The 24,010-nt window shown below is 64.5% G+C and carries 23 protein-coding genes; 9 read left to right on the top strand and 14 right to left on the bottom strand.

Annotated elements, in window-relative coordinates; genetic code table 11:
- Positions 1-13 precede the first annotated feature (13 nt).
- From G6N08_RS12545 to G6N08_RS12520, 6 genes are all read right to left on the bottom strand, one after another.
- Positions 14-1,498, bottom strand: coding sequence for an aldehyde dehydrogenase family protein (locus tag G6N08_RS12545; protein ID WP_163757750.1), 1,485 nt, complete (start codon positions 1,496-1,498; stop codon positions 14-16).
- A complete protein-coding gene (locus G6N08_RS12540; RefSeq protein WP_163760545.1) occupies positions 1,491-2,390 on the bottom strand; it encodes an SDR family oxidoreductase in 900 nt (299 codons plus the stop codon). The genes G6N08_RS12545 and G6N08_RS12540 overlap by 8 nt, the downstream gene beginning before the upstream one ends.
- Positions 2,383-3,522, bottom strand: a complete 1,140-nt coding sequence (locus G6N08_RS12535; protein ID WP_163757748.1) for a spirocyclase AveC family protein — start codon at positions 3,520-3,522, stop codon at positions 2,383-2,385. Before G6N08_RS12535 ends, G6N08_RS12540 begins: the two co-directional genes overlap by 8 nt.
- Before the next feature lie 2 nt (positions 3,523-3,524).
- A complete protein-coding gene (locus G6N08_RS12530) occupies positions 3,525-4,637 on the bottom strand; it encodes an ABC transporter substrate-binding protein (protein ID WP_163757746.1) in 1,113 nt (370 codons plus the stop codon).
- 88 nt (positions 4,638-4,725) lie between these two features.
- Positions 4,726-5,532 (bottom strand): CbbQ/NirQ/NorQ/GpvN family protein, encoded by an 807-nt coding sequence (locus G6N08_RS12525; protein ID WP_163757744.1) that lies wholly within the window; start codon positions 5,530-5,532, stop codon positions 4,726-4,728.
- A 2-nt stretch (positions 5,533-5,534) separates the two neighbouring features.
- Positions 5,535-7,259 (bottom strand): nitric oxide reductase activation protein NorD, encoded by a 1,725-nt coding sequence (locus G6N08_RS12520; RefSeq protein ID WP_246216746.1) that lies wholly within the window; start codon positions 7,257-7,259, stop codon positions 5,535-5,537.
- Positions 7,260-7,355: 96 nt separating this feature from the next.
- On the opposite strand from G6N08_RS12520, the gene G6N08_RS12515 reads away from it, so the two are divergent.
- Genes G6N08_RS12515 through G6N08_RS12505 form a run of 3 tightly spaced genes read left to right on the top strand, consistent with a single transcriptional unit; the run spans position 7,356 to position 10,545 of the window.
- Positions 7,356-8,513, top strand: coding sequence for an acyl-CoA dehydrogenase family protein (locus tag G6N08_RS12515; RefSeq protein ID WP_163757742.1), 1,158 nt, complete (start codon positions 7,356-7,358; stop codon positions 8,511-8,513).
- Positions 8,510-9,619 carry an acyl-CoA dehydrogenase family protein gene (locus tag G6N08_RS12510; protein ID WP_163757740.1) on the top strand — a complete coding sequence of 370 codons (1,110 nt, stop codon included), beginning with the start codon at positions 8,510-8,512 and terminating at the stop codon, positions 9,617-9,619. The genes G6N08_RS12515 and G6N08_RS12510 overlap by 4 nt, the downstream gene beginning before the upstream one ends.
- On the top strand, positions 9,616-10,545 hold the full coding sequence (locus G6N08_RS12505) for an SDR family NAD(P)-dependent oxidoreductase (RefSeq protein WP_163757738.1): 930 nt from the start codon (positions 9,616-9,618) through the stop codon (positions 10,543-10,545). Before G6N08_RS12510 ends, G6N08_RS12505 begins: the two co-directional genes overlap by 4 nt.
- Positions 10,546-10,723: 178 nt before the next feature.
- Here the strand turns inward: G6N08_RS12505 and G6N08_RS21095 are convergent, their stop codons facing one another.
- From G6N08_RS21095 to G6N08_RS12485, 4 genes are read right to left on the bottom strand one after another with little or no spacing between them, the layout of a single operon-like run.
- Positions 10,724-11,095 carry an LLM class flavin-dependent oxidoreductase gene (locus G6N08_RS21095; protein ID WP_281352748.1) on the bottom strand — a complete coding sequence of 124 codons (372 nt, stop codon included), beginning with the start codon at positions 11,093-11,095 and terminating at the stop codon, positions 10,724-10,726.
- Entirely contained in the window at positions 11,032-11,319 is a 288-nt protein-coding gene (locus G6N08_RS21335) for an LLM class flavin-dependent oxidoreductase (RefSeq protein WP_163757734.1), read from the bottom strand. The genes G6N08_RS21095 and G6N08_RS21335 overlap by 64 nt, the downstream gene beginning before the upstream one ends.
- Before the next feature lie 36 nt (positions 11,320-11,355).
- The gene (locus G6N08_RS12490; protein ID WP_163757732.1) at positions 11,356-11,826 is read right to left on the bottom strand and encodes a VOC family protein; all 471 of its coding nucleotides are present in this window, start codon (positions 11,824-11,826) and stop codon (positions 11,356-11,358) included.
- Positions 11,823-13,049: an alkyl sulfatase dimerization domain-containing protein gene (locus G6N08_RS12485; protein WP_246216745.1), complete on the bottom strand. Its 1,227-nt coding sequence runs from the start codon at positions 13,047-13,049 to the stop codon at positions 11,823-11,825. The genes G6N08_RS12490 and G6N08_RS12485 overlap by 4 nt, the downstream gene beginning before the upstream one ends.
- A 76-nt stretch (positions 13,050-13,125) precedes the next feature.
- Here G6N08_RS12485 and G6N08_RS12480 point away from each other — a divergent pair, with 76 nt between their 5' ends.
- Together G6N08_RS12480 and G6N08_RS12475 are read left to right on the top strand one after the other, a co-directional pair.
- On the top strand, positions 13,126-14,310 hold the full coding sequence (locus G6N08_RS12480) for a sulfotransferase family protein (RefSeq protein WP_163760539.1): 1,185 nt from the start codon (positions 13,126-13,128) through the stop codon (positions 14,308-14,310).
- On the top strand, positions 14,307-15,329 hold the full coding sequence (locus G6N08_RS12475; protein ID WP_163757730.1) for a zinc-dependent alcohol dehydrogenase: 1,023 nt from the start codon (positions 14,307-14,309) through the stop codon (positions 15,327-15,329). The genes G6N08_RS12480 and G6N08_RS12475 overlap by 4 nt, the downstream gene beginning before the upstream one ends.
- 17 nt (positions 15,330-15,346) lie before the next feature.
- Here the strand turns inward: G6N08_RS12475 and G6N08_RS12470 are convergent, their stop codons facing one another.
- Entirely contained in the window at positions 15,347-15,988 is a 642-nt protein-coding gene (locus G6N08_RS12470; RefSeq protein ID WP_163757728.1) for a TetR/AcrR family transcriptional regulator, read from the bottom strand.
- 116 nt (positions 15,989-16,104) lie between these two features.
- Positions 16,105-16,887: a spirocyclase AveC family protein gene (locus G6N08_RS12465; RefSeq protein ID WP_163757726.1), complete on the bottom strand. Its 783-nt coding sequence runs from the start codon at positions 16,885-16,887 to the stop codon at positions 16,105-16,107.
- A 303-nt stretch (positions 16,888-17,190) separates the two neighbouring features.
- Here G6N08_RS12465 and G6N08_RS12460 point away from each other — a divergent pair, with 303 nt between their 5' ends.
- The 4 genes from G6N08_RS12460 to G6N08_RS12445 all read left to right on the top strand — a co-directional run bounded on the left by G6N08_RS12460 (position 17,191) and on the right by G6N08_RS12445 (position 21,686).
- Positions 17,191-18,477 (top strand): amidohydrolase family protein, encoded by a 1,287-nt coding sequence (locus G6N08_RS12460; protein WP_163757724.1) that lies wholly within the window; start codon positions 17,191-17,193, stop codon positions 18,475-18,477.
- Between the two features lie 6 nt (positions 18,478-18,483).
- Positions 18,484-19,131, top strand: a complete 648-nt coding sequence (locus G6N08_RS12455) for a nitroreductase family protein (protein WP_163757722.1) — start codon at positions 18,484-18,486, stop codon at positions 19,129-19,131.
- Between the two features lie 106 nt (positions 19,132-19,237).
- Entirely contained in the window at positions 19,238-20,611 is a 1,374-nt protein-coding gene (locus tag G6N08_RS12450) for a TetR/AcrR family transcriptional regulator (RefSeq protein ID WP_163757720.1), read from the top strand.
- Positions 20,612-20,843: 232 nt separating this feature from the next.
- The gene (locus G6N08_RS12445; RefSeq protein ID WP_163757718.1) at positions 20,844-21,686 is read left to right on the top strand and encodes an SDR family oxidoreductase; all 843 of its coding nucleotides are present in this window, start codon (positions 20,844-20,846) and stop codon (positions 21,684-21,686) included.
- Between the two features lie 103 nt (positions 21,687-21,789).
- Here the strand turns inward: G6N08_RS12445 and G6N08_RS12440 are convergent, their stop codons facing one another.
- Positions 21,790-22,866 carry an NAD(P)H-dependent amine dehydrogenase family protein gene (locus G6N08_RS12440; RefSeq protein ID WP_163757716.1) on the bottom strand — a complete coding sequence of 359 codons (1,077 nt, stop codon included), beginning with the start codon at positions 22,864-22,866 and terminating at the stop codon, positions 21,790-21,792.
- 29 nt (positions 22,867-22,895) lie between these two features.
- Entirely contained in the window at positions 22,896-23,876 is a 981-nt protein-coding gene (locus G6N08_RS12435; protein WP_163757714.1) for an LLM class flavin-dependent oxidoreductase, read from the bottom strand.
- Positions 23,877-24,010: the final 134 nt, after the last annotated feature.

Here is a 24,010-nt window from a genome sequence, read left to right as displayed (position 1 = left end):
CGGTATTTCTCCTTCAGCCGGCGGGATAGCCCACCGATTTGATCTCGGTGTATTGGTCGAACCCGGCGACACCGTTCTGGCGGCCCACCCCGCTGGCCTTGTAGCCGCCGAATGGCGTGTCGGCGCCGTAGGGTGCGGCGCCCTGGACACCGATGAAGCCGGCACGCAGACGCCGCGCCACCGCCAAGGAGTGCTCCAGCGAGCCCGACATCACATTGCCCGCCAGCCCGTAGGCACTGTCGTTGGCGATTCGGATGGCGTCTTCCTCGCCGTCGTAGGGGATGACGGCGAGCACCGGGCCGAAGATTTCCTCTTGGGCGATGGTCATCGTGTTGTCGACATCGACGAACAGTGTTGGCCGTACCCAAAATCCTTTGTCAAAGCCGGCTGGGGGCTCGGTCCCGCCGACCAGACAGGTGGCTCCTTCCTCGATACCCTTCTCGATGTAACCCAGCACCCGCTGACGCTGTTTGTCCGAGATCACCGGTCCGCACAGCGTCGCCCGATCCTGCGGGTCACCAGGGGCAACGTTCTCGTACATTCCTTTGAGAATCGCTACCCCTTCGTCGTAGCGAGAGCGGGGCAACAGCAGGCGGGTTGGATTGGCGCAGCCCTGGCCGGCGTGCATGCACGGCGCGATGCCGATCGCACACGCGGCGGCGAAATCGGCGTCTTCCAAGACAATGGTGGCCGATTTGCCGCCCAGCTCGAGGAACAGCCGCTTCATCGTCGCCGCGCCCTTCTCCATGATCCGCTTGCCGACCGCGGTCGAGCCGGTAAAGGAGATCAAATCCACTTTCGGCGAAAGCGTCAGTTCCTCGCCCACCAGGTGGTCGGATGCGGTGACCACGTTGACAACCCCGGCCGGGATATCGGTGCACTCGGTGATCAGGCGCCCGAGCCGGGTCGCGTTGAAGGGGGTGTCCGGCGCCGGTTTGAGCACCACGGTGTTGCCGGTGGCCAGGGCCTGAGCCAGCTTGTGGATGCTGACCTCGAACGGGAAGTTCCACGGCACGATCGCCCCGACCACGCCCACCGGTTCGCGCCACACCTTGCGGGCGGTCATTTGGCCGGTGAGCGAGACCATAGTGGTGCCAAGGTCTGTCTCCCACGGGTATTCGTCGATCAGCTTGATCGGGTATTTCAGTGCGTCGGCCAGCGGCGCATCCAGCTGGGGCCCGTAGGTGATCGCGCGCGGACACCCGGCTTCGGCGATGAGCTCTTCGCGCAGCGCCTCCTTCTCGGCTTCCAGTGCTTCCTGGAACTGCTCGAGGCACGCTCTGCGGAAGCGCCGATTAGTCGACCAGTCGGTCTCGTCGAAGGCGCGCCGTGCGGCGTCGATGGCCCGGTGCATATCGGCCTTCGACGCATCGGCGACCTCGCCCAGCACCTCTTCGGTGGCCGGGTTGATGTTGGTGAAGGTGCCGGCCTGCCCGTCGACGAGCTTGCCGTCGATCAGCATCTTGGACTCGAACCGAACCTTCTGGGTCTCAGTCATGGTTCTCGCTCTCTTCAGACGGGGCGTTCCACAGAGCGCCGGGACGGGGGAGGCCCATCGCCAGACGGGTAACTCTATGGAGAGCCTTACTGGAAAGCAGCCGATTGGCAACCAGCAACATCCGGGCGTCGACGCCGACGGCATGCCGGGCAAACGGCGCGGGGTCATCGACCGCCTTGGCGAGCCCTTGGGCGAACCGCCGGGGCGGGCGCGCGAACCGCATCGCGAAACGGCCCCGCCGATCGATTTTGCGGTGCAGCGCGGCATACGGTCCGCTGAAGTCGCGGTGGTCCGAGGTTCCCGCGTCGGTGATGATGTCGGTATCGAACATGCCGGTCACCACGACCGTGACACCGAGCCCGAACGGCGCCACCTCGCCGGCCAATGATTCGGCCCAGCGTTCCAGTGCGCCCTTGGCCGCAGAGTACGCCGCGATTTCGGGCATGCCCCGCACACCGCCCTGACTCGAGATCACGACAATTCGTCCTCGCCCCGCGGCCCGCATCGACGGCAACAGCGCTTTGGTCAGCAACACCGGGCCGAAAACGTGCGTCGCGAACATCCGGTCCCACAGGTCGATCGGTGTCTCCTCGACCATCCCGGCCGCGGAGATCCCCGCATTGTGCACCAGCACGTGCGGGGCCCCGACCGCGTCTTCGATTGCTTTGGCGGCAGCCGTGACCGACGCGGAATCGGTGAGGTCCAACGGGATGGCGATCAGCCGGGGATCGTCGACGTCGGCGCCGGTCTTGGCCCGCAGCTTTTCCAGGCCGGTGTCGGGTGAGCGCATGGCGGCCACGACGCGCCATCCCAGTCGGTGCATATGGGCGGCCGACGCCAGACCCAGTCCGCGGGAAGCGCCGGTGATGACGATGCTGCGCGGCTCACCCATGGGCCGCCCCGCAGCGTCCCCCATCGGCCGGTGGCTGCACGTGCGGCCGCCCGTGGGGCTGGGCGCTCATCCACGTCGACCAGATGCCCACCGAATACGGGCCGGGCTGGCCGTTCTTTTCGTAAAAGCCCTGGGGGTCATACACCTTGGCCTCCGGGTACGGCCACGGGCAGGCCACGGAGGTGGCGGTTCTGGTCCATTTGACAATCGCGAAACTCAGCCCGTATCCGAAGTAGGCGACGTTGACGATGACAAGCATCACCACGAACATGCCCAGGGTCGGGCGATTGGCGAAAACCCGGACCCGTTGCGCGAGTTTTTCGGCCACCGTGCGGCCGGTGTCGTCGCGGTAGAGCAACACGCCGGCAGGCACCATCACCAACGTGACGAGGGCGGACTCGTAGATCAACGGGAATTGCCACGGCTTGCCCGAAAAAACCGAAAGCCACGGAATCACTTGGGAATAGATATACATGCCGGTGCGAACCAGCGTGATCTCCATGATCGCGTCGACGATGAACCCGATGACGACGATCAGTGCCGCCAGGCTGATCAGCGGATGGCGCCAGACGAACGAGTCCACCGGCCGACGGGCCTGAATGCGGCGCAGAATCCAGATGGCCGGGAAGTAGGGCAGCAAATAGAACGTCACATAGCCGATGACCAGGAACGGCTCGACCGTCGGCGACAGCGACACCAAAGGCCAGTCTTCGGGGAAGTGCCACAGTTGCGGGTTATAGACGGCGTAGGGGGCCCAGTTCATGATGGGGTCTTGCCAGACGATCACCGTCGTCACGATGGCCATCAGCAGAATGGGGTGGCGGGGGTGGCGCCGCCAGGCGATCACGAACGCGACGACGATGGCGGCCATTACGACGATCGTGTAGATCTGCAAGAGCCCCAGCCAATGGCTATAACCAAACAGCGGTCTCACCGGGCGGGGGGCGCCGATAACATCCGGGTTGCGGATACGGTCGGAGACCGCGCCGGTGCGCGCGTAGTAGGCGATGACGCCCAACACGGCGAGTGCGACGAGGATTCCCAGTGCGGTCAGGAATGGTCGCTTCATCGATTCGGCGACCGGGCCGGCGGTAGACGGCTTCGACGACGGCTGGGTCTGTTCCGCGGTCATCGTTATTCCTCACCGAAGCGGTCGACGAGATGGGAGTTGACGCCGTCCGGATCCAGGCGGCGCGCCACCAGGTAGCCGGCGCCCATCCACGCCCGGCGGGTCCACTTTCCGAAGGAAACCCTGGTACCGGGCGCACCCGCCGCAGCCGGCAACATTTTCACCCGTTCCAAAGCTTCCTTCACGCCGCGCGGGCTCAACGGGTGGGCGTCTGCGAAGGCACGCAGCAGGGTCGCAGCCACATCGCGGTTCACCACCGGCACGCAATACTGCGGCCGCCGGCCATAAGCCGCCTGGTATTGGTCCAAGAAGCGCTGCCCGACCAGGTTGCCCTCGTCGTACTGGTCGATGCCGATCCAGCCCAGAAAGGCGTTCCACAGCACCGGGTTGATCCACGCGTTCTGAAACGCGGTGCTGGTGTATCGCGGCGGATCCCAGTTCAGCTCTTGCAACGCCGGATTGATAAAGACGATCCCGAAACCGAAACCGCAGTGCACAATCGCTTGCGCCTTGGCTTCGTGCAAGCTGCGCACCGCTTCGTTGACATCTTGTGCCGTCTGCGCGATCGACGCTTCTGCCACAATCCGAATGCCCTTGCGCTCACACGCGTTTCGGAAGTTCCTCAGGTAGCTTTCACCGACCAGCGACCGCTCGGTCAATACACCGACCTCACTATGACCGCCCTTGGCCAGCAGATCGGCCCAGAAGATCGGTTCGTCGGTGAACGACCCTTGCGGGAACGCGAAGGTCCACTCGCCCAACCACTCGTCACTACCGCATACATTGATCGCGGGAACCCGGAAGCGCTCCTCGATCGCTTCACGCGTCGGCACGGCGTTCTCGCTGATGTGCGGGCCGAAGACCACCAGGCAGCCCTCGTCGACCAGTTCACCGAAGGCGTCGATCACCGCCTTGACCGTTCCCTTCGGAAGCCCTTCGACCTCCCGGTATACGATCTGGACCGAGCGGTCGATAATCCCCTGTTTCACCCCTTCGCTGAACACCAGATCGAATGGCTGGGTGAGGTCGTCTCGCATCTCCCGCGGATAGCCTTCTGGCAGCAAAAAGTCGAAGAGATAACCGATTTTGATCGGCTCCGCGGCGCTCTCGTAGGACATCTCACCTCCACTGGAACGGCTGCCCGCCCGGCCCCGCCATCGATAAACCTAATATTTGTTCAGACACTAGCGTCGCGTGCCGTGATGGTCAATCAGGGCTGCTCGTGTCGGCCAGGTACGCATCCATCAGCTCCACCAGCCCCGCGGTCACAGTCGCGTCGTCGGTGAGCGGCCCGACAATGGCGGCGCGGGCCGCCTCGCGCGGGCTGAGCCCTGCGCCGATGAGCCGCCCGGCCGCAATCAGCACCCGAGTCGACGCCACCTCGCGCAGCCCCACATTCTCGAGGCGACGGATCGCCTGGCCGACCCTCACCAGCTGGGCCGCCACGTCGTGGTCGATCCCGGCTTCCACGGCGACGATTTTCTCCTCGACGTCTGCCGCCGGGAATCCGAGTTCGATGGCGACCATCCGTTGGCGCGTCGAGTCCTTGAGATCCTTGAGAACACTTTGGTATCCGGGGTTGTAGGAGACCACCAGGCAGAAACCCGGGGCTGCGTCAAGGGTTACGCCCAGGCGCTCGATCGGAAGCTGGCGGCGATGGTCAGTTAGCGGGTGAAGCACGACTGTGGTGTCCTGGCGGGCTTCCACGACCTCATCCAGGTAGCAGATCGCGCCTTCGCGCACCGCGCGGGTCAGCGGTCCGTCGACCCACTCCGTGTCACCACCGCGCAGCAGGAACCGTCCCACCAGATCAGCAGTGCTCAGGTCGTCGTGACAGGCCACGGTGATGAGCGGGCGTTTGAGGTCATAGGCCATCGCCTCGACGAAGCGTGTCTTTCCACATCCGGTGGGACCCTTGAGCACAACCGACAATCCTTGCCGGAAAGCCGCTTTGAACACATGCTCCTCGTTACCGACCGGCACGTAATACGGACGGACCTCTGAACCCGGCATCGTTATCCTTTCCCCGCGCCCGCCGTGCTATCGGACCAGGCATGGGCCGCTGTCAGCCGACTTGATGACACCCGCCGGCGAACCTCCGCCGAGCGCAGCGCGGATCGGAACAGCGGACCGATCAGCTGGCCCAGCTGCTCAAGCCGCGGAATCGTGGCATGGGCCGCACTGCCGAACACGCGCTGCAGATCCTCCACATCGGTGCCGGCGCCGATAGTCAGACACAGGCAGCCGATGCCCCGGTGACGAGCCTCGGCAAGCGCTCGGCGCGCATCGGCCGCGCCGTAGACGCGTTCGTAGCCATGGTCGTAAGCCAACCCATCGGACAACACCACAAGCAATCGCCGCGTGGTGCCGCCCTGGCGGTCCAACACCGTCGCGCTATGACGGATCGCCGCGCCGAGTCTGGAGTACGCGCCGGGCATGAGGCCGCTGAGACGCCGCATCACCAAGGCGTCAAGCTTGTCATCGAAACGTTTCACCGGCATCAGGTGAACAGCGGACCGGCCCTGCGAATGAAATGCGTACAGCGCCACCCGATCCCCCAGATGGTGCAACGCGAAGACTAACGCTGCGGCGGCCGCCCGTTGCTGCTGGTGCACGGTCTGGCCGATTGTGCCGGCCTCGGCGACCGAGCCGGAAACGTCGAGCAGGACCAGCACCGAAAGGTCACGCAGGCGACGTAGGTTGTCCAGGTAGACCGCGTCGTCGGGGGCCGACCCGGCCATCGCTTCCACGCGTGCCTCAACCGCAGCGTCGATGTCGATATCATCGCCCTGAACCTCCCGGTGGCACCGATCCAGGCCCATCCTCAGACGGGCAAGCGCTCGGCCCAACCGCGCATCCGACAACTGCGGCGAAGTGCCGTCCTTCGGGTCCGGCGTCACCTCCCGGACTGTGCACCAGTTCAGCCGATACCGCCGTCGATGAACGTCCCACTCCGGATATTTCGTTGCGGTCCCTGTGCGCGGGCTTTCCTCGAACGCGCCCGCTTCAGCGGCCGAGACCACCGCGTTGCCGCCGCGGCGTGTACCCGAGCGCGTCCGACGCGTCGGCGCGTCCACGCCGGGAGGGCCGCCCTCGTCGAGCCGGCGCACCACTCGCAGCATCTTCTGGAGCAATCGGCCGAGCGCGCCCCCGCCGCCTACCGGGCTGGAGAAGGTGTCGACGCCACCAGCGTCGTCGTCCAGCTCGGCCCGCGCCCGACTTTGCCTCCGCTGCTCGAGGCGCCGGTTCGGCTCCGTCGGCGATGCGCGGTTTTTTCCAACCAACACATTTCGGGCCCGGATGACGCCGAAGACCTCCGGCGGGTCGGCAATCGGTTGCCGGCTCAACGCCACTTCCAGGGACGCGGCAGGTGAATCGCTGCGAGCGGCCATGTCGCGGTCGATGAGCGAGCGCACCCGTGGCGGCAGCACGTGCTCGTTCGCCGCCAATGCCCGGTGGGCTTCGACGGCAAGATAGCGCCTGGCTAATGTGCGACGGCGGACGAGCCTGCGGAGTACGTTCGGTTCCAGACTTCCGGCCGCGAGCAGCGACGCCTGCACGGCAAGTGCCTCGACCTGGCTGCGGGTGCTGGCCTCGGAGTCGAGAAATACGGTGCGGCCATCCGTCCACGCCGGCGTGCCCGGTTCGACCGGCGCCACCCGCAGCGCGTAGCCGGACAGTGCTGACGCAAGCAGGTTCAGTCGCTGCACACGCTCAGCAATGACGTCGTCGTTCGCCAAAATTCAACGCCTATGCCCTAGTTGACCAAATATCTGTTCCACCGTAGAGTCCGGCATTGGCTGCAGTCAATCGCGTGAGGTTCGGTAAAGGGCAACGTGGATTTCGCATACCCGGCGGAGGTGGAACAGTTCCGCGAGGAGCTGCGAACGTGGCTGGCCGCGAACTTGACCGATGAGGTGGTGGCGGCCCGCCGCCGGGCGGGCGCGGACGATGCCGCGTTCGAGACGCTTCGCGCCTGGGATCGCAGGATGGCCGACGCGGGCTGGGCCGCGGTGTCCTGGCCGCGCGAGTACGGCGGCCGCGGAGCGACGATGCTCGAGCAGCTCGTCTACGCCGAGGAAACTACACGCGCCCGGGCGCCGCTCCCGCTCAACGTGATTGGGATCAACAATATCGCGCCGGCGATCATGCAGTACGGAACCGAGGCCCAGAAACACACGCTGCTCCCCCGTATGGTCCGCGCGGACGATATCTGGTGTCAGGGCATGTCCGAGCCCGAAGCCGGCTCCGACCTCGCCTCGCTGCGGACCCGCGCCGTGCGCGAGGGCGACCACTTCGTGGTCGACGGCCAGAAGATCTGGACCTCGCTGGGGCACCGCGCCGACTGGTGTCAGCTGTATGTGCGCACCGATCCGGATGCGCCTAAACACCAGGGCATCTCCTGTCTGATCGTCGACATGTCGTTACCGGGTATCGAGGTCCGGCCGCTCGTCACGCTCAACGGCGACACGGATTTCGCGGAGATGTTCTTTACCGGGGTGCGGGTACCGGTAGAGGCCCTGCTCGGGCCGGTCAACGAAGGCTGGCGGATCGCCACCACCACACTGAGCCACGAGCGCTCCGGAGCCGCGCGCCTTTACACCGAGATGCAGCTGCGGCTGGAGGATCTGGTCGCCGATCTTGGCGAGGTTGAACTCGATGGTCAGAGCCCACTCGACGACCCGGTGACGCTGCGGCGCCTCGGCGAGATCGCCGTGCGCATCAAATACCTCGAAGTGCTGTGTAAGCGCTCGATCTCGGCCATGCTGCACGGCGGCGACCCGCTGGGTTCGGCCAGCCTCGCGAAGACGATCTGGGCTGAAATCGGCCAGGACATCGCCGCTTTGGCCTTCGATGTGCTCGGCTCGCGCAGTGCCAACGGTCGGTGGGCCGACTACCGCCTGACGTCGCGTTCGCTCACCATCGCGGGCGGCACAACCCAAATCAACAAGAACATCACCGCGCAGCGCGTCCTCGGGTTCCCGCGCCAATGAACCTCGAGCTCACCGACGAACAGGCGGCACTGCGCGATACCGTGCGGCGCTTTCTCGCCGAGAAGGCGACGACTTCCGGGCATGTGCGTCCGATGCTCGAGGATCTCACCGGCACCACGCATGTGGTCTGGCGGGGCCTGGCCGAGCTGGGCGCCACGGGTCTGCTGGTACCGCAGGAGTGCGGCGGTGCCGGTATGACCATGGTGGAAGCCGGCATCGTCGCCGAAGAGCTCGGCGCCGCACTGCACCCCGGACCGTGGCTGTCAACGGCGGTCGCCGCGCCGCGTGCCCTCGCGCGGTTCGGCGCCGAGGCCGCCGCACTTTTGACGGCCATCAGCGACGGCACCGTGATCGCGACGGTCGGCGCCCTTGGCGGCGCCCGGCCGGCGGCTATCGAGCGGGGCGACGGTGCTGTGCTGCGAGGCGAGATCGACGCTGTAGCAGATGCCGCCGCGGCCGATGTCCTGCTTGTGCTTGCTGACGGTCCGGACGGCGCAGGACTTTTCGCTGTGGATTCAGCGTCATCTGGCGTTGTGGTGGCACCCGAGCATGGTATCGACCAGACCCGCAAACAGTTTCGTGTCACCCTCGATGACGCGCCGGCGCAACGTCTTGCCGACGCCTCACCGGAAGCGGTTCAGGCGCTCGCCGACGACATCCTGGTCACGCGCGCCGCCGACGCGCTGGGCGCCGCACGGGCGGTCCTGGATCTCGCCGTCGACTACGCGAAGGTGCGCCGTCAGTTCGGCCACCCTATCGGGTCGTTTCAGGCGGTGCAGCACCTGTGTGTCGACATGTATGAGACCGTGGAGCTGGCCCGCAGCGGTGTGATCCACGCGCTGTGGGCGGCCGACGCCGCCGGTACCGACGAGCGTCACCTGGCGGCGGTGCGGGCCAAGGCGTTCGCGGGGCGGCTCGCCGCCGTCGGTGATACCGCGATTCAGGTGTTCGCCGGCATCGGCTACACCTGGGAGCACGACGCGCACCTCTACCTCAAGCGGCTGCTGAGCTGGAACGAATTCACCGGCGGACCCGATCACTACCTCATGCACGTGGGCGCCCAACTGGCACAGTCTATCCGACAACGAAGGAGCAGCTCGCCGTGATCGACTTCAGCGGTCAGGTTGTCATCGTAACCGGAGCGGGTCGGGGCCTCGGCCGGCTCTACGCGCTTGAGTTTGCGCGACGCGGCGCGTCGGTGGTGGTCAACGATCTGGGCGGATCCATGCACGGCGAGGGTGCGGATCCCGGCGTCGCCGACAAGGTCGTCGCGGAAATCGAAAGCGCCGGCGGTGTAGCGGTGGCATCACACGACTCCGTCGACAGCCCAGAGGGCGGAGAGGCGATCGTGGGGGCCGCGGTCGAACGGTTCGGCCGCCTGGACGCGGTGGTGAGCAATGCCGGGATCTTCAACAGCGTTGCCTTCGACGAACTGTCGCGCGACGACTGGCGGCGCATGCTGCGCGTACACCTGGACGGCGGGTTTTATTTGAGCCAGCCCGCATATAGGGTGATGAAATCGCAGGGCTACGGCCGATTCGTGTTCATCACCTCCTCGGCGGGCGTGTTCGGGCAGCCGCTGGAGGCCCATTACGCGGCGGCCAAGGCGGGCCTGGTCGGGTTGGCCAACGTCATCGCCATCGAGGGCGCGCAGCACGGCATCCTGGCCAACACTGTATTGCCGTTCGGTTTCTCGCGAATGGTCACCGAAACCGTTGGCGACCCGAAAGTCCTTGAGGAGACAGGCTTTCTGAAAGTAATCCAGCCTGAACTGGTGGTGCCCATCGTCGTGTTCCTGGCCAGCCGGTCCTGCGGTTTCACCCATCACAACTATTCCGCCTGCGCCGGGCGCTTCGCGCGGGTCTTCGTCGGCCTCGGCCAGGGCTGGCTCGCGGAAAAGGGCAGCAACCCGACCGCCGACGACATCGCGGCCCATCTGTCCGAGGTGTCGGCCACAGAACCGTTCACCGTTCCCGGCTCGATCTTCGACGAAGTCTTCGCGGTCTGCGATCGGCTTGGCATTAGCACCTAGCTCCATGGCACCGTAACGACGAAGCCGGTGACCCACTCGCGGTTGGGCGCGGCGGTGGTGAAATCGCGATCGAACAGATCCGGCGCTCGGCGAGAATTTCACAAAAAGAAGCGGCACGGTTCAGGTTTGCTTTCGCTGATAGAGAAGACCTCCGAGTTCTCGCAAGGCCTGCGTGAAATCAACGGATTAGATACCCGCCAGCCGATCGACGATCGGCACCAGGTCCTGCGGCTTCGTACCGCGCGGCCATAGACAAGATTCTTCGCCCTCCACGTCCGACCAGGATCGGAGGTCCGCCGCGTTGCATCGGCGGCGGATTGCTTTCGAGGTCGGCGATGGTGAAGTGCTTGCCGGCGAAATTGCATGTCCCCTGGGCTAATAGCTGCTTGACGATGTCGATGATTTCCTCCAGCCGGACGATCCGCCGGGATGCCGGTTCGAACGCGATGCCAGATTGCACGTAGTCGGCGCGCACCCATCCTGCGCCTAGGCCAAGCTCCACCCGTCCGCCAGAGAAGACGTCGAGGGTAGCCACTTCCTTGGCCAGCACCGGGGATGTCGCAGGTCTTGATTGAGCGCCGCTGTCGAGAGTCGTAGGCGCGACGTGGCGCCTGCCATCGCTTGGAGACCGACTAACGGTGCGACGGTTGAGTTGAAGTGATCATTGAGTCCGATCGTTGAATAGCCTGCCCCGTCGGCCGCCTGTGCTGTTTGGATGAGTTCGCTGGCATCTGCGGCTGCCGCGATTAGCCCGAACCGGATGGGCCGAAGCAACCATGGCGCAAATGCGTTCGTGACGTGACGGTCATGTCAGCCTGATTGCGAGGCGGTGTCGGCAGTGGCGAACCAGTAGTGGATGAACGGTTCCATAGCCCGGCTGACAAGCTCAATACGCGGTCCGGCCGGGCCTTTGCAGTACGCCCACAGAAGTTCCCCGGACCCATCCGGGTTGAATGCCTTCACCTCGTATCGCATGCCGGTCGCCTCGAGTGTCGCAAGATCTGACTCCACGTCGTCGGACCAGTAGCCGAGATGATGCACGCCCGAATCCGCAGGGACCCAGATCGTTCCGGGAACTGTCTGCAGAAGCTCCACCCGAGGGTCTCTCCCCGAGTACGCCATTCGCATGGGAATGGTGATCTCACCGTCCGGCGTCTGGGCGACCTGGTCGACCTCGACCACGTCGGTCCACCGGTAGCCGGCGACTTTGATGAACCAATCCAGGGTTTCATCGAAGTCGTCGACCACGATGCCGGTGTGGTAGAGGTCCTCGGGCTTCATTCGCACTCCGTATCGTCGGTGGTCTTCTTGATTTCCTGCTCCAGCCATTGCGTCTCGCTGAAGTTCTCCCGTCCGGAGGCGGCTAGGAGCTGTTCGAGGGCAGCACGCTTCACCCGTAATGCGCCGGGGTCACTGGGTGAGTGGCCAAGGACGATATCGGTCAGGTGCAGCGCCTGCAGGGCACGTCCCTGTTCGACGTGAGTATGGGCGCGCTCGGTGAGAGCGGCGACGCCGCCGGCCAGATCGACGATGTCGGGCCATACCGCCGACGGCGGTACGTCGTAGAGCTCGGTGGTCGACTCGTACCGAAACCAGCCGACGTGTTCTTCCCAGATTGCCCGCACGATCCATGGCACCTTGCCGTGCACCTCGGGTAGCGCAAGATCGGCCGGCAGCCTGATTTCATGCATCAGGGTCCACAGGTCGGTGCCCGCGTTCATCCCCTCGATGGTCCGGTCGCGCAGATAAGCCGTGGCGTCTCGGACTGTGGTCATCGTGTGCCGTATCTCGTCGGCACCGCGAAAGACATCGTGACCGTTGATGAGCGTCTCGGGCCCGAGTGCGATTACCCGGTCCACCGAGTGGATGAATGCCATCGCGCTGCGGATCTTGTCCCCGCGCAAGGTGTACAGATTTGGCACATGACCGAAGAACGGCCCCATCAGGTTACCGATGAAGGCGGTCCGGTGCTCAGGCATCCAGACGACAAGGGCGTCGGTGGTCTCACCGCCCGGGGTGGAGTAAAGCTCGAACCGGCGGCCTGCGAGCTCGAACGCATGGCTGTCGATGAACGTGGTGGTGAGCGCTGGTTCCGGCGGTAGTTTCAGCGACGCCGCGTCGACATCCACGAATGCGCCCCACAGCCTCATGATGCGCCGCGAGTAAAACGGGTGCAGGCGCCGCCAGTACTCCCGGACATCAGTGTGGTTCGCCTGAGCGATGGTCTCAACACCGGGCCCGTGGAAGAGGCTCCACCCACCCACATGGTCCGGATGGCCCTGGGTGAAGACGATGACTCGAAGCGGCCCGCTGCTCACCCGGTCAAAACGCGCCTTGATTCGGGCGGCTTCGAAGTCGGTGCCGGTGTTGATCAGCACGTCGCCGTCGGCCGTCGTCACCAGGTAGCTGTTGGCGATGTTTCTGGACATAAATATGCCGTCGCCAACATCGACGGCGTCCTGATCGCCCTCGCCTTGTTTCACCAGCGAGTCCAGCGATGGCACCAGCAGTCAACCTCCCATGCCGCGTCCGCTGCCTAACCTAACATTTGTTCTCTACGATCGTATAGTCTCTGGTCGCATGGCGACCTTGCGAAGCACCCAGAACACTCCGGAAGTCGAGCACCTGGTCGCCCGCGCGTGCGAGCGCGCCGGCCTCGACGACTTCGGTAGTGATTCGTGGCGCGAGGGTCTGACAATTCTGGTGCAGACCGTCGAATCCGCGCCCGGTGTGACCGCCGGGGGACGCGACTACGTCTACGGCCGGTTCGTCGACGCCCTGTGGAACCGACTGCGCGTCGTCGATTACCTCAAGCGGCATCCCGAGGTCGGTGCGGAACGCATCGAACGTCCGCTGGTGGTTCTTGGCTTGCCGCGGACCGGTACATCGTTGGCGAGCTATCTGCTAGATCAGGACCCCAACCGGCGGTCGCTATTGACGTGGGAAGCGGAGAACTCCGTCCCGCCAGCATCGCCTGAAACATTACGCACCGATCCGCGCTGCCTGAAGAAGAAGGCCGAGCTGGACATGATGGCTGAGGGGTTGAAGGCAGCGAACATCCCGATGGTGCATTGGGATGAGGCCGACGGGCCCACCGAGTGCGTGTTCGTGCAAAGCCAGGATTTCAAGGCCTACCTGTGGGAGGCGTTCATGCCGACCAGCGCCTACGCGGACTGGCTGCTCGAGGCCGACATGACGAGTACCTATGCCTACGAGCGGTCGGTGTTGCAGATGCTGCAGTCGCGGGCGCCGGGTGTGTGGTCGCTCAAGATGCCATCCCACGCCGTGCACATCGAAACGCTGCTTTCGACGTTCCCTGATGTGCGCATCGTCTGGGCTCACCGCGATCCGTTCAAGGCCACCGCATCGTTCCTGCGGTTGAATTATCTGTCGCGCGCAGTGCTGGGTGCTGACATCGACGTTGACGACGTGGTGTCCAACGTGCTTCGCCAGTTGCAGGCACATGTCGCCCGACCGCTGCAAGCGCGCCGGCGCATCGGCGACGAACGGTTCTTTGATTTGCACTACGCCGCGCTTATGCGCGATCCGATCGGCGTGATGCGTTCGCTGTACGAGTGGGCGGGCGACGAGCTCACGGCGTCTACCGAGGCCGCCATGCTCACGTGGTTGGAACGACATCCGCAGGACCGCTTTGGCGTTCAGCCCTATTCGCTCGACGGCTCCGGCGTCACCATTGCCGACCTGGAACGGGTCTTCGACCCATACCTGTCGGCGTTCGAGATCGAGATGGAAGGAACCTCGTGAGGGCGGCCGTCACGACGGAGGCCCACGGATTCGAGATCGTCGAACTACCCGATCCGGTACCGGGTCCCGATGAGTTGGTGATCCGGGTTGCGGCATGCGGAGTTTGCGGCTCGGACGTCAAAGCGCAGCCGTTCATGCCTGCGGGCATCGTCATGGGCCATGAATTGGGTGGCGAGATCGTCTCCGTGGGATCGGAGGCCGGCAACTGGCGCACGGGCACCAATGTTGCTGTGCTGCCGGTTGTTTGCTGTGGCGCCTGCAGCTACTGCGTGGCCGGCGTAGTCGCGCACTGCGCTCAGACCCGTTACATCGGTATGGGGCCAGATCGGGGCGGGTTCGCCGAGCTCGCTGTCGTCCCCGCCCGGCATGCGTTCGCCCTGCCCAATGATTTGACTGGCACTTGCGCGGCCTTGGTTGAGCCGTTCGCGGTGGGACTGCACGGTGTCCACACGGCTGAGATCCGGTCGGGTGATGAGGTGCTGGTTATCGGCGCGGGTGGTGTTGGTCTTACCACGATCGCCTGGTTGTCGGCGAAAAGAGCCGCGCGGATCACGGCGGCCGACCCTGACCCCGAGCGCCGTAAGTTGGCCAGCGTCATGGGCGCAACCGATGTGGTGGGCTCGGTCACCGAGTGCACCGCTGGTGCGTATGACGCGGCGTTCGAGTGTGTCGGGCGTCCCGAGCTTCTCCAGGCATGCCAGACGGCCGTGCGCCCGCTTGGTCGCATCGTTATCTCGGGGGCCTGCGCCGAGGCGGTGCCGATCGAACCCGTCGGTGCGCTGCTCAAGGAGCTCACTATCCGGTTCTCTGTCTGCTATCGGCCTGACGAGTTTCGCGAGGTGATCGCCGCCTTCAGCAGTGGAGACATCGAGCCGGCCCCCATGATGGGGCCGCAACTCGATCTGAACCGGATCGCCGACGCCTTCGATCTCGTCCGCAACGCCGGTGTGCATGGACGTGTTCTCGTCACTGCCGACACAACCCTCCAGCGGCACAAGAGTATTCGGCGTGCGCGATAGCGCTCCCGCAACGCGAGTCAACCCGCCGCCCGGATTCGTGTGTGTTCGGCGGCGACGCCAGTAATTACGGCATGGAGGTACCCCTCGAGTTGCTTGGCGTCGTCAAGCCGGGCCAGACCGTTGGCCAACCGGAAGAGAAATCCGCCGAGGAACGTGACCACAGCGAATGCCTGCTCATTGATCAGCTCTCGATCAGGTACCACACCGGCGGGCTGCACTTGAGCCACCGCCTCTTCGCTAATCGCGACGAATCGATCCATGAGGCCCTGGAACACCGCACCCAGTTCCGGATCGCGCGCTGCGATCATCAGCAGCTCAAAACGCGCACGCGCACGTGATCGTTCGGGTTCGACCGCGGTCCTCATTGCCTGCTCGGCCAGTCGAGACAGAAGAGAGTCGACTCGATCGCCGCCGGAGGCACTGATCGCGCTCATCGCGGCGGTGAAGTCCTCCACGTCGAGCTGCACCACCCGGTCAGTAGCCCCGCGCAGCAGAGCAGCTCTTGTCTGGAAATAGAACGACGTCGTCCCGTCGGCGACCCCTGCGCGCCGGTCAACACGCAGGTGGGTCAGTCCCCGCGCCCCATCCTCGGCCAACAACTCGATCGCGGCATCGCACAGATCGCGGCGCCGCTGCTCGGCGTCAGGCTTTCTCCTCATCGCAGTGACGGCAGTTTAACTCGACTTAACTCGTGACACCGGAGCAGACCGAGTAACCAGATTCCGGCTCGTCGTCCTGATACCTCGCTCATCTGCGGGCCTTGATTGTCGGTTCTTTACTGCGGTTGGTTTGGCACCCCGCCGAATAACTGCTCGGTGGGCCCAGCACTCACCAGGCCGGCCAGTTTGGTGACGAGGTGCGGGGCGAAGACCGCGCCGTAGACGACGTGCCCGATGACGACGAAGGCGACAACCGACAGCAATGCCGACTGCAGACGGCCCGTCGACCGTGAATCAGCCCACTGGTCGATGATCGTGCGTCCTTGTGGATCGGTTCGCCCAAGGATGTAGGCGAACACCATCACTACGACACCCATCGCAAGCGCGTCATAGAGCGGGTACTGGTGCTTCGTGCCCTCCCACAACGCGAGTCCGCCGATCACGCGGCCGTAGTAGAACATGCCGAGCCGGGCCCCCAGGATCGCGTTGAACAGAAACGCCCACAGGAAGCCGATGATCAGTCCGGCACCCAATAACGTCACCGGCCTGCGCCACTGGAACCTCAAGCTCAGCCGGCGCCCGACGAATGCTGCGATCACGGCAGGAAGAACGAAGTAGGAAATGTACCCGGGAGGGACCGCTGCCGGCAGGCCACCCCACGTCATGTTCAACGGCCACCAGGACGGCATGCGAGGGATGGCAGGCGGGAACTGCGCGTACACCGCCCAGTCGTACGGCGCCTCGATCCACGAGATCGAAATCGCCGAGATGCACACGAGTAAAAGCGGATCCAGGCGACGCCGGCGATAACTGCGGTACACACCCAAGGCTACGAACGTGAACCCGCCGATATAGGCGAACGCGATACTTGCCTTCATGAGGGGAGTCAGGGTGCTCATGCGCCGTCGCCCTTGCGGATGGAAGGACCGCGTGCTTGCGGGTCAAACCGAACCACCAGACCAACGATGAGAACAATCAGGCTGAGAAGTGTGCCCAGCATGATGACTGCACCCATGATCCCCGTCCCGACGTGCGCGCGCGTCCCATCGCTTAGTCCACGACCCGTTGACCAAATATCTGTTCCACAGTAAAGTGCGGCTTGTACTGCAGTCAATGAGTTCGGCTGGGCGGGGAACGGGTCTGCTGCAGGTGGGTGGTTGAGGCGTGCATGGGGCTTCCACCGAAAACACAAGGAGCACACCATGAAAATGGATGATTTCGTCCTGGTCTCCGTCGACGACCACCTCGTCGAGCCGCCCGACATGTTCAAAGGCCACATCCCCGCCAAGTACAAGGACGACGTGCCCAAACTGGTCAAGAGAGAGGACGGCACCGATGCCTGGGTGTTCGAGGGACAAGAAGCCACCAACGTCGGGCTGAATGCGGTCGCGGGCCGTCCACCCGACGAATACGGTGCCGAGCCAACCAAACTCAGTGAGATTCGCGAAGGCTGCTACAACATCCACCAGCGTATCCGCGACATGAACGCCAACGGCGTCGTCGCGGCGATGAACTTCCCGTCGTACCCGCAGTTCTGCGGGCAGTACTTCGCCCGCGCTCGCGACAAGGATCTCGCGCTGGCGGTGCTGCGCGCGTACAACGACTGGCACATCGACGAGTGGTGCGGCACCTACCCGGGCCGCATGATCCCGCTGGCGCTGCCACCGATCTGGGATCCGCACCTGATGGCCGAGGAGGTGCGCCGGGTGGCCAAGAAAGGTTGCCACGCCGTCACGTTCTCCGAAAACCCCACCAAGCTCGGCTACCCGTCACTACACGATCCACACTGGGATCCGTTCTGGGCCGCCTGCAGCGACGAGAACACCGTCGTGTGCCTGCACATCGGCTCGTCCTCATCAGTGGTGATCACCTCGGTGGACGCCCCCGTCGACACCATGATCACGCTGCAGCCGATGAGCATCGTCAACGCGGCGGCCGATCTGGTGTGGTCGCCGACGCTGCGCAAGTTTCCTGATCTCATCTTCGCCCTGTCCGAGGGGGGTATCGGATGGATCCCCTACTTCCTGGAACGCATCGACCGCGTCTACACGATGCACCGCGCGTGGACACATCAGAACTTCGGTGACAAGTTGCCCAGCCAGGTGTTCAAGGAGCGCATCGTGACCTGCTTTATCGACGACATGTTCGGGATCGAGAACCGCCACAAGCTCAACCTGGACATGATCACCTGGGAGTGTGACTACCCGCACTCGGACTCGACATGGCCGGTCGCGCCCGAAACACTGGCCGTCTATCTCGACGGCGTGCCCGACGACGAGATCGACAAGATCACCCACCTGAACGCGATGCGCCTCTTTTCGTTCGACCTGTTCCAGCACATCCCCAGGGAGCAGGCCACCGTCAAAGCGTTGCGCGCCCAAGCCACCGATGTCGACCTGGGCTACCGATCCTCGGCGCGGCTGAAGAAGATCGGCACCGATATCGTGACGGTGCTGGATTTGGCGAGCAAGCTACCGTCGTCGGGCTAAGCGATCGTGGACGTCGAGTATCTGCTGCGCGCCACCCGATCGGCGCGTACGTCGCTCGACCTCGACGCGCCAGTTGACCGTGGTGACATCCGCGAGTGCCTGCGCATCGGTTTGCAAGCCGCCAACGGCTCCAATCAGCAGTCCTGGCGGTGGCTGGTCATCTTTGACCCGGCGCTGCGGGAGAAGATCGCCGCGCTGTACCGACAGGCATACCTGCGCAGAGTAGGCGGGCAGCTGGTCGCCAACTTGTTGCCGGCCGATACTCCCGGCAGACGTCTGATGTCGTCGACCGAGTGGCTCGTCGAGAACATGGCGAAGGTGCCGACGCTCGTGATCCCTTGTTATGAGCCCTATCTGCCTCGCATCGAGGGCGACGAGTCGTTTTACCGGGCGACGCTGTACGGGTCGATCTTCCCCGCGGTGTGGAACTTCCAGCTCGCTTTGCACACCCGCGGTTATGGGACTTGTGTGACAACGCTGCACCTTCATCACGAAAACACCGTCCGCGAGCTGCTTGGCATCCCGGCCAGTTACGTGCAGGGATGCCTGCTCCCGATCGGCCGTCTGCGTCACGGTACGCGCTTCCAGCCGGCGAGTCGGCGACCCCTCAGCGAAGTGGTCGCCCTCGACCGCTGGGATGGCCCAGCCCTGTAGAACGGCAGCAGAGACGGCGACCGTCCGCCGGCTGGTCGGTCGCTTCAACTTACCGGGATGACCCGCCCGGTCTGGTAGCGTTAACAAATGTTCGGTTACGCCGCCGATGACAGGAGTCGATAGCCATGGAGGTGTTGTGGCGCTTCAACATCCACCTGAGGCTTCAGGCTCCCACGAATCCGCGCGTCTGAACGCACCCGACATCGGAGCGGCCGCCCAGTCGTCTCCCTACCGGGAAGCAGACGGCACGCGCCGATCGGAGATACTTCAGACTGCGGCTTCGCTGTTCGCGTCCTCCGGTCTGCGCACCTCGCTGCAGGAGATCGCCGACGCTGCGGGAATCCTGCCGGGAAGCCTCTACCACCATTTCGAATCCAAAGAGGCGATCCTCGTCGAGTTGCTGCAGCGCTATCACGCCGACCTGGATCGCATCGGTGAAGCCGCCCAGCAGCGGCTGGACGACGCCGACTCACGCCCGGTGTCTGAGAAGATCGTGCAGCTGGGATCGGCCATCGCGAAATGCGCCGTTCGGCACAGTGCCGCACTCGCGATGTCGTTTCACGAGGCACCCAGCGCCAACCCGGAGCTGATGCAGCTGGTGCAGCGTCCCCCGACCGCCATCCACCAGGCGATGCTACAAACACTGCGGGCCGGCCGCTGGAGTGGCTACATCAGATCCGACATCGACCTTTCGACGCTGGCCGACCGGATCTGTCAGTCCATGTTGCACATCGGTCTTGATGTCATCCGGCAAAACGCCCCCGCCGACCAGGTGGCCACGTTGATGTGCCAGATCATTTTGGGGGGTCTGGCCAGTCGCTCGCCCTCCGACGCGAAACTGGACCGCTCCAATGCCCTCGCCGCCGCCAACGCCGTTATCGACACGTGGCCTGACGAACACCAAGCCGACCCGGACGACAAGGCAGCCCATGTTCGGGCGGTGGCACGCGCCGAATTCGGCCGCCGGGGCTACGAAGTCACCACCATCAGGGATATCGCGGCCGCTGCAGGGCTGGGCACCGGTACGGTTTACCGGCTGATCGGCTCCAAGGAGGAGCTGCTCGCATCGATCATGCGATCCTTCGGCGAGAAGGTCGGGGCGGGATTCGTCAGCGTGCTGCGCTCGGATTCGACGTCGATCGAGAAGCTGGATGCGTTGAGCTGGATCGACATCAATGCCTTGGACCGCTTTCGCGACGAGTGGAAGATTCAGCTGGCCTGGATGCGACAGTCTCCGCCCAACACCCCCAACCCGGGCCTGGCCTTCGCCACCCGCATGCGGCAGCTGAAATCGCTGTTGTCCGAAGGAATCCGATCTGGAGACATTCGTGTTGACGCTCCTTCGACCGCGATGCTGTCGCGGTGTGTGATCGATGTGTTGTGGATGCCGCAGAACATCATCGACGCGATCGGCAAGCGCGCCGCGCTGATTCACGCCCGTGACACGGTGCTGCGGGGAGCCGCCTGCCGAAAGGCCTAGCCGGCAGTGTGCTGATCCGTGAATGCCCGGGCACTGCGGCCTCGCGGCGCTTTGAGTCGGCCAGGAGCGGGGTGTGCGCGGCGATGGCCGAGGCCGATGAGGGCGGCTGGGCAGACGGCCGCGACGCACGGTGGGTCATCAACTTGGCGGGCGCCACCTATTGAACCAAATATATGTTCTGCGTACAGTGCTTTCGGGCCCTCCGCTGGCCACCGAACAGAGAGGACGAGCGATGACCGGCATCGAGCAGTTCCGGTATGACGGCAAGCGGGTACTTGTCGTTGGCGGCGCCACGGGCATGGGCGCTGCCGCCGCCCAGACCGCAGCGGCGCTCGGCGCCGAGGCGATCGTGATGGACTACGCGCCGGTGGCGTATGAGGTCGCGCAATCGGTGCAGGTGGATCTGGCCGACCGCTCGTCGATCGACGCGGCTCTTGAGCAGATCGACGGACCGGTTCATGCCATCTTCTCGGCGGCCGGCGTGGCCGACGGACCGAAGCTGATGCGGGTCAATTTCATCGGCCACCGCCATCTGATCGAGACATTGCTGGCCGACGGCCGGCTTCCCCGCGGCTCAGCGATCTGCTTTATCTCCTCGGTGGGCGGTATCGGTTGGGAGAACGATCTGCCGCGGCTGCAGGAATTCCTGGCGACACCCGACTACGAGTCGGCCGACGCCTGGGTCAAGGCTCATGAGCCCGAAGGGATCATCCATTACGGCTTCAGCAAACAGGTAATCAATGCATATGTCGCGATGAAGGCCTACCCGTTCATGGCCAAGGGTGTACGCATCAACGCGATCTGCCCGGGCCCGACCGACACACCGCTCGCCCGGGCGAATGCCGATTTGTGGCTGACCTTCGCTCAGGACTACCGGGATGCCACCGGCTGCGAGATCCACACACCGCAGCAGATGGCCAACGCGATGGTCTTTCTCAACAGTGACGCCGCCGGCGGCATCAGCGGTGTCAACCTTCTCGTCGACAACGGACACGTGATGTCGTCGATGACGGGCTCTTTCGCGCCCGGTAAGCCGATCATCGACCTGATCATGGGCCGGGTATCGCTGACGTAGCCGTCATCGTCCCGGCCGGCCCGGCGAGCACGCGCCCAGATGCGCGCCTACAGTCTGGACATCCCAGCCCGCGCACAAGCTCGGCGGTCTCCCTGAGGGTTGCTCACTCCAGGGCGTGCCGGGGCAGTGTTATCGGCAGATCGAGCGAACTGAGGAGTCCCGCGGGTGCTTCCACCACGTAGGGAACCGCGTTGACGACACGCATTGTGGTGGCCGCCATCGCTCCCCGGCCCGCGCCGTGGCCCTGGGCGTCGCCGAGGGTCATGGCGCAGTGGATATCGGGGTCGCCCTCGATGTCGACGCGGTAAGTGGCGTCGTGTTCAGAGCTCAACCAGTCGGGTGCCACGTCGCGGGCCATCCGGATGATGTGCTCGATCACGATCGCTTCGTGGCCCCCGACGACACCAGCCGCCCGGGTGCAGACTGCCCCGCATGTCCCTGCTTTGACCGTGCCGAACGCCACATCGATATCGCGGTCGGTCACCCGGCGGTCCAGTGACCCTCGTATTTCGGTCACTTTGACTCCGAGACCTTCGGCGATCAGATGAATCGGTGCACTCCAAGCTATTTCGATAAAACCCGGAGTCTTTAACATCGGGTCGAAATCAAGAGGCCGGCCAAATCCCATCCCATCCATCATGACGCTGGCCACCGGGTAGTGGTCGTTAAGCGCCACCTCGGTGGCCTTCACGGTGCGGATCGATTTCGACTGTGTCGTCAAGACAAGCGCCAGCTGGTCGGACCCGAATCCCGGGAAAATGCCCGATGCGTAGAACGAAGCGTTGCCGGACGCCGCCGCCGCTGCGAGCTGATCGCGCCAGTCGGGCGCAAAGTACGCCGGTGGGTAGACCAGACTCGTTGACGTCGTCGACACGATGTTGATCCCGGCCCGGAGCAACCGCAGATAGTCGGGTACCGCGTCGGCGTCGCGCTGCGGACCGCTCGCGGCATACACCACGCAGTCCGGCTGTAGCGCGAGGAGCGCGTCGGCATCGTTGGTGGCCGCCACGCCGATCGCTGTGCCGCCGGCGAGCTCACCCGCGTCGCGTCCGACTTTTTCCGGTGAATGTACCCAGACACCAACGAGTTCGAGGTCGGGCCTACGCCGGATTGCGTCGATGGCGATCGAGCCGACACCTCCGGTCGACCACACCACAACACGAATGGGATCGTGGGCCATATGATCTCCTCGACCGTTCCCGTCGCTCCTCAGCTGTTTTGGTGTGCTCGTGCTGATGCCGACACCGCCCGCTCGAGATAGGGCCAGGCCAGGCTGGGCGGAATCCCGCCGCACAGCGGCACCAGCGGCAAGCTGCGACCGCCCCGCATGTAAGCGACCGCGTCGTCAGTCGTGAAGATGCGGTAGGGGCCCTCAGCGGCTCGCAACTCAGGCACAGTTTTGGCACGGGAAATGCTGGCCACCGTGTCGTCACCGTGCCGGTAAGCCGCCGCCGTCAGTGCGTCGTGAAGCAGATATGGCCCCAGCTCGTTCCATGCGCGGTCCAGCTCGTCAGCGACAAACACCGTGGTCGGCGCGCTAGTGTCGGGGAACTGCGTAAAGCCAGGGGCGTGTCCGTGGGCGTGGCACGCCGACTCGTAAAGCTCCTTCAGTGCAAGAGAATTCGTCTGTGAGATAAATCCAAGTCCGTACTTCGCCGCCCGCTTGACCGCAGCCGGGCTGCCACCCGCGAGCATGATGGGCGGCCCGCCCGCGGTCACGCATCGGGGCGTCACGTGGATCCGCCGGCCCTCGTGGACGACCGGCTCACCCTTGAGCAGCTCGAGCAACAAGGCCAGCTTTTCGTCAGCGAGCCGCCCACGCCGACGCATGTCGACCCCGAAATGCTGGTATTCCTCAGGGCGATGGCCGATCCCGAAGGCATAGCTGACGCGGCCGTTGCTGAGGATATCTAAAACGCTCATTTCTTCGGCGAGCCGGACCGGGTCCCAGAACGGAATAGGAACTGCGGCAAGAATTATCGCTAGCCGCTCGGTCCGTGAGGCGATCGCCGCGGCGAGTATCAGCGGGGACGGCAGGTGCCCGTCGTCGGTGCCATGATGCTCCGAGAGAACAGCCGCAATGGCGCCGCGCGTCTCGGCCCATGCGCACATCTCCAGTGCAGCGGCGTAAAGCTCGCTCGGCCGAGCATGCTTTTCCGGCGCCCGCATGTCGAACCTAAGCGTAAACATCAACGCCGCTTTTCGAGCCGGAGTGCCGCAAGCGCTTCCTCGGTGGAGTTCCGTTAAGACTATGCAGACTATAACCTAATGTTTGGTCAGCACGAAGCTATCGCGGGTCCCGAAGCCCTTGACCGTCTGCTTCG

The organism is Mycobacterium botniense (genome assembly GCF_010723305.1).
GTDB classification, from domain to species: domain Bacteria; phylum Actinomycetota; class Actinomycetes; order Mycobacteriales; family Mycobacteriaceae; genus Mycobacterium; species Mycobacterium botniense.
This window is presented reverse-complemented; position numbering and strand designations above follow the sequence as displayed.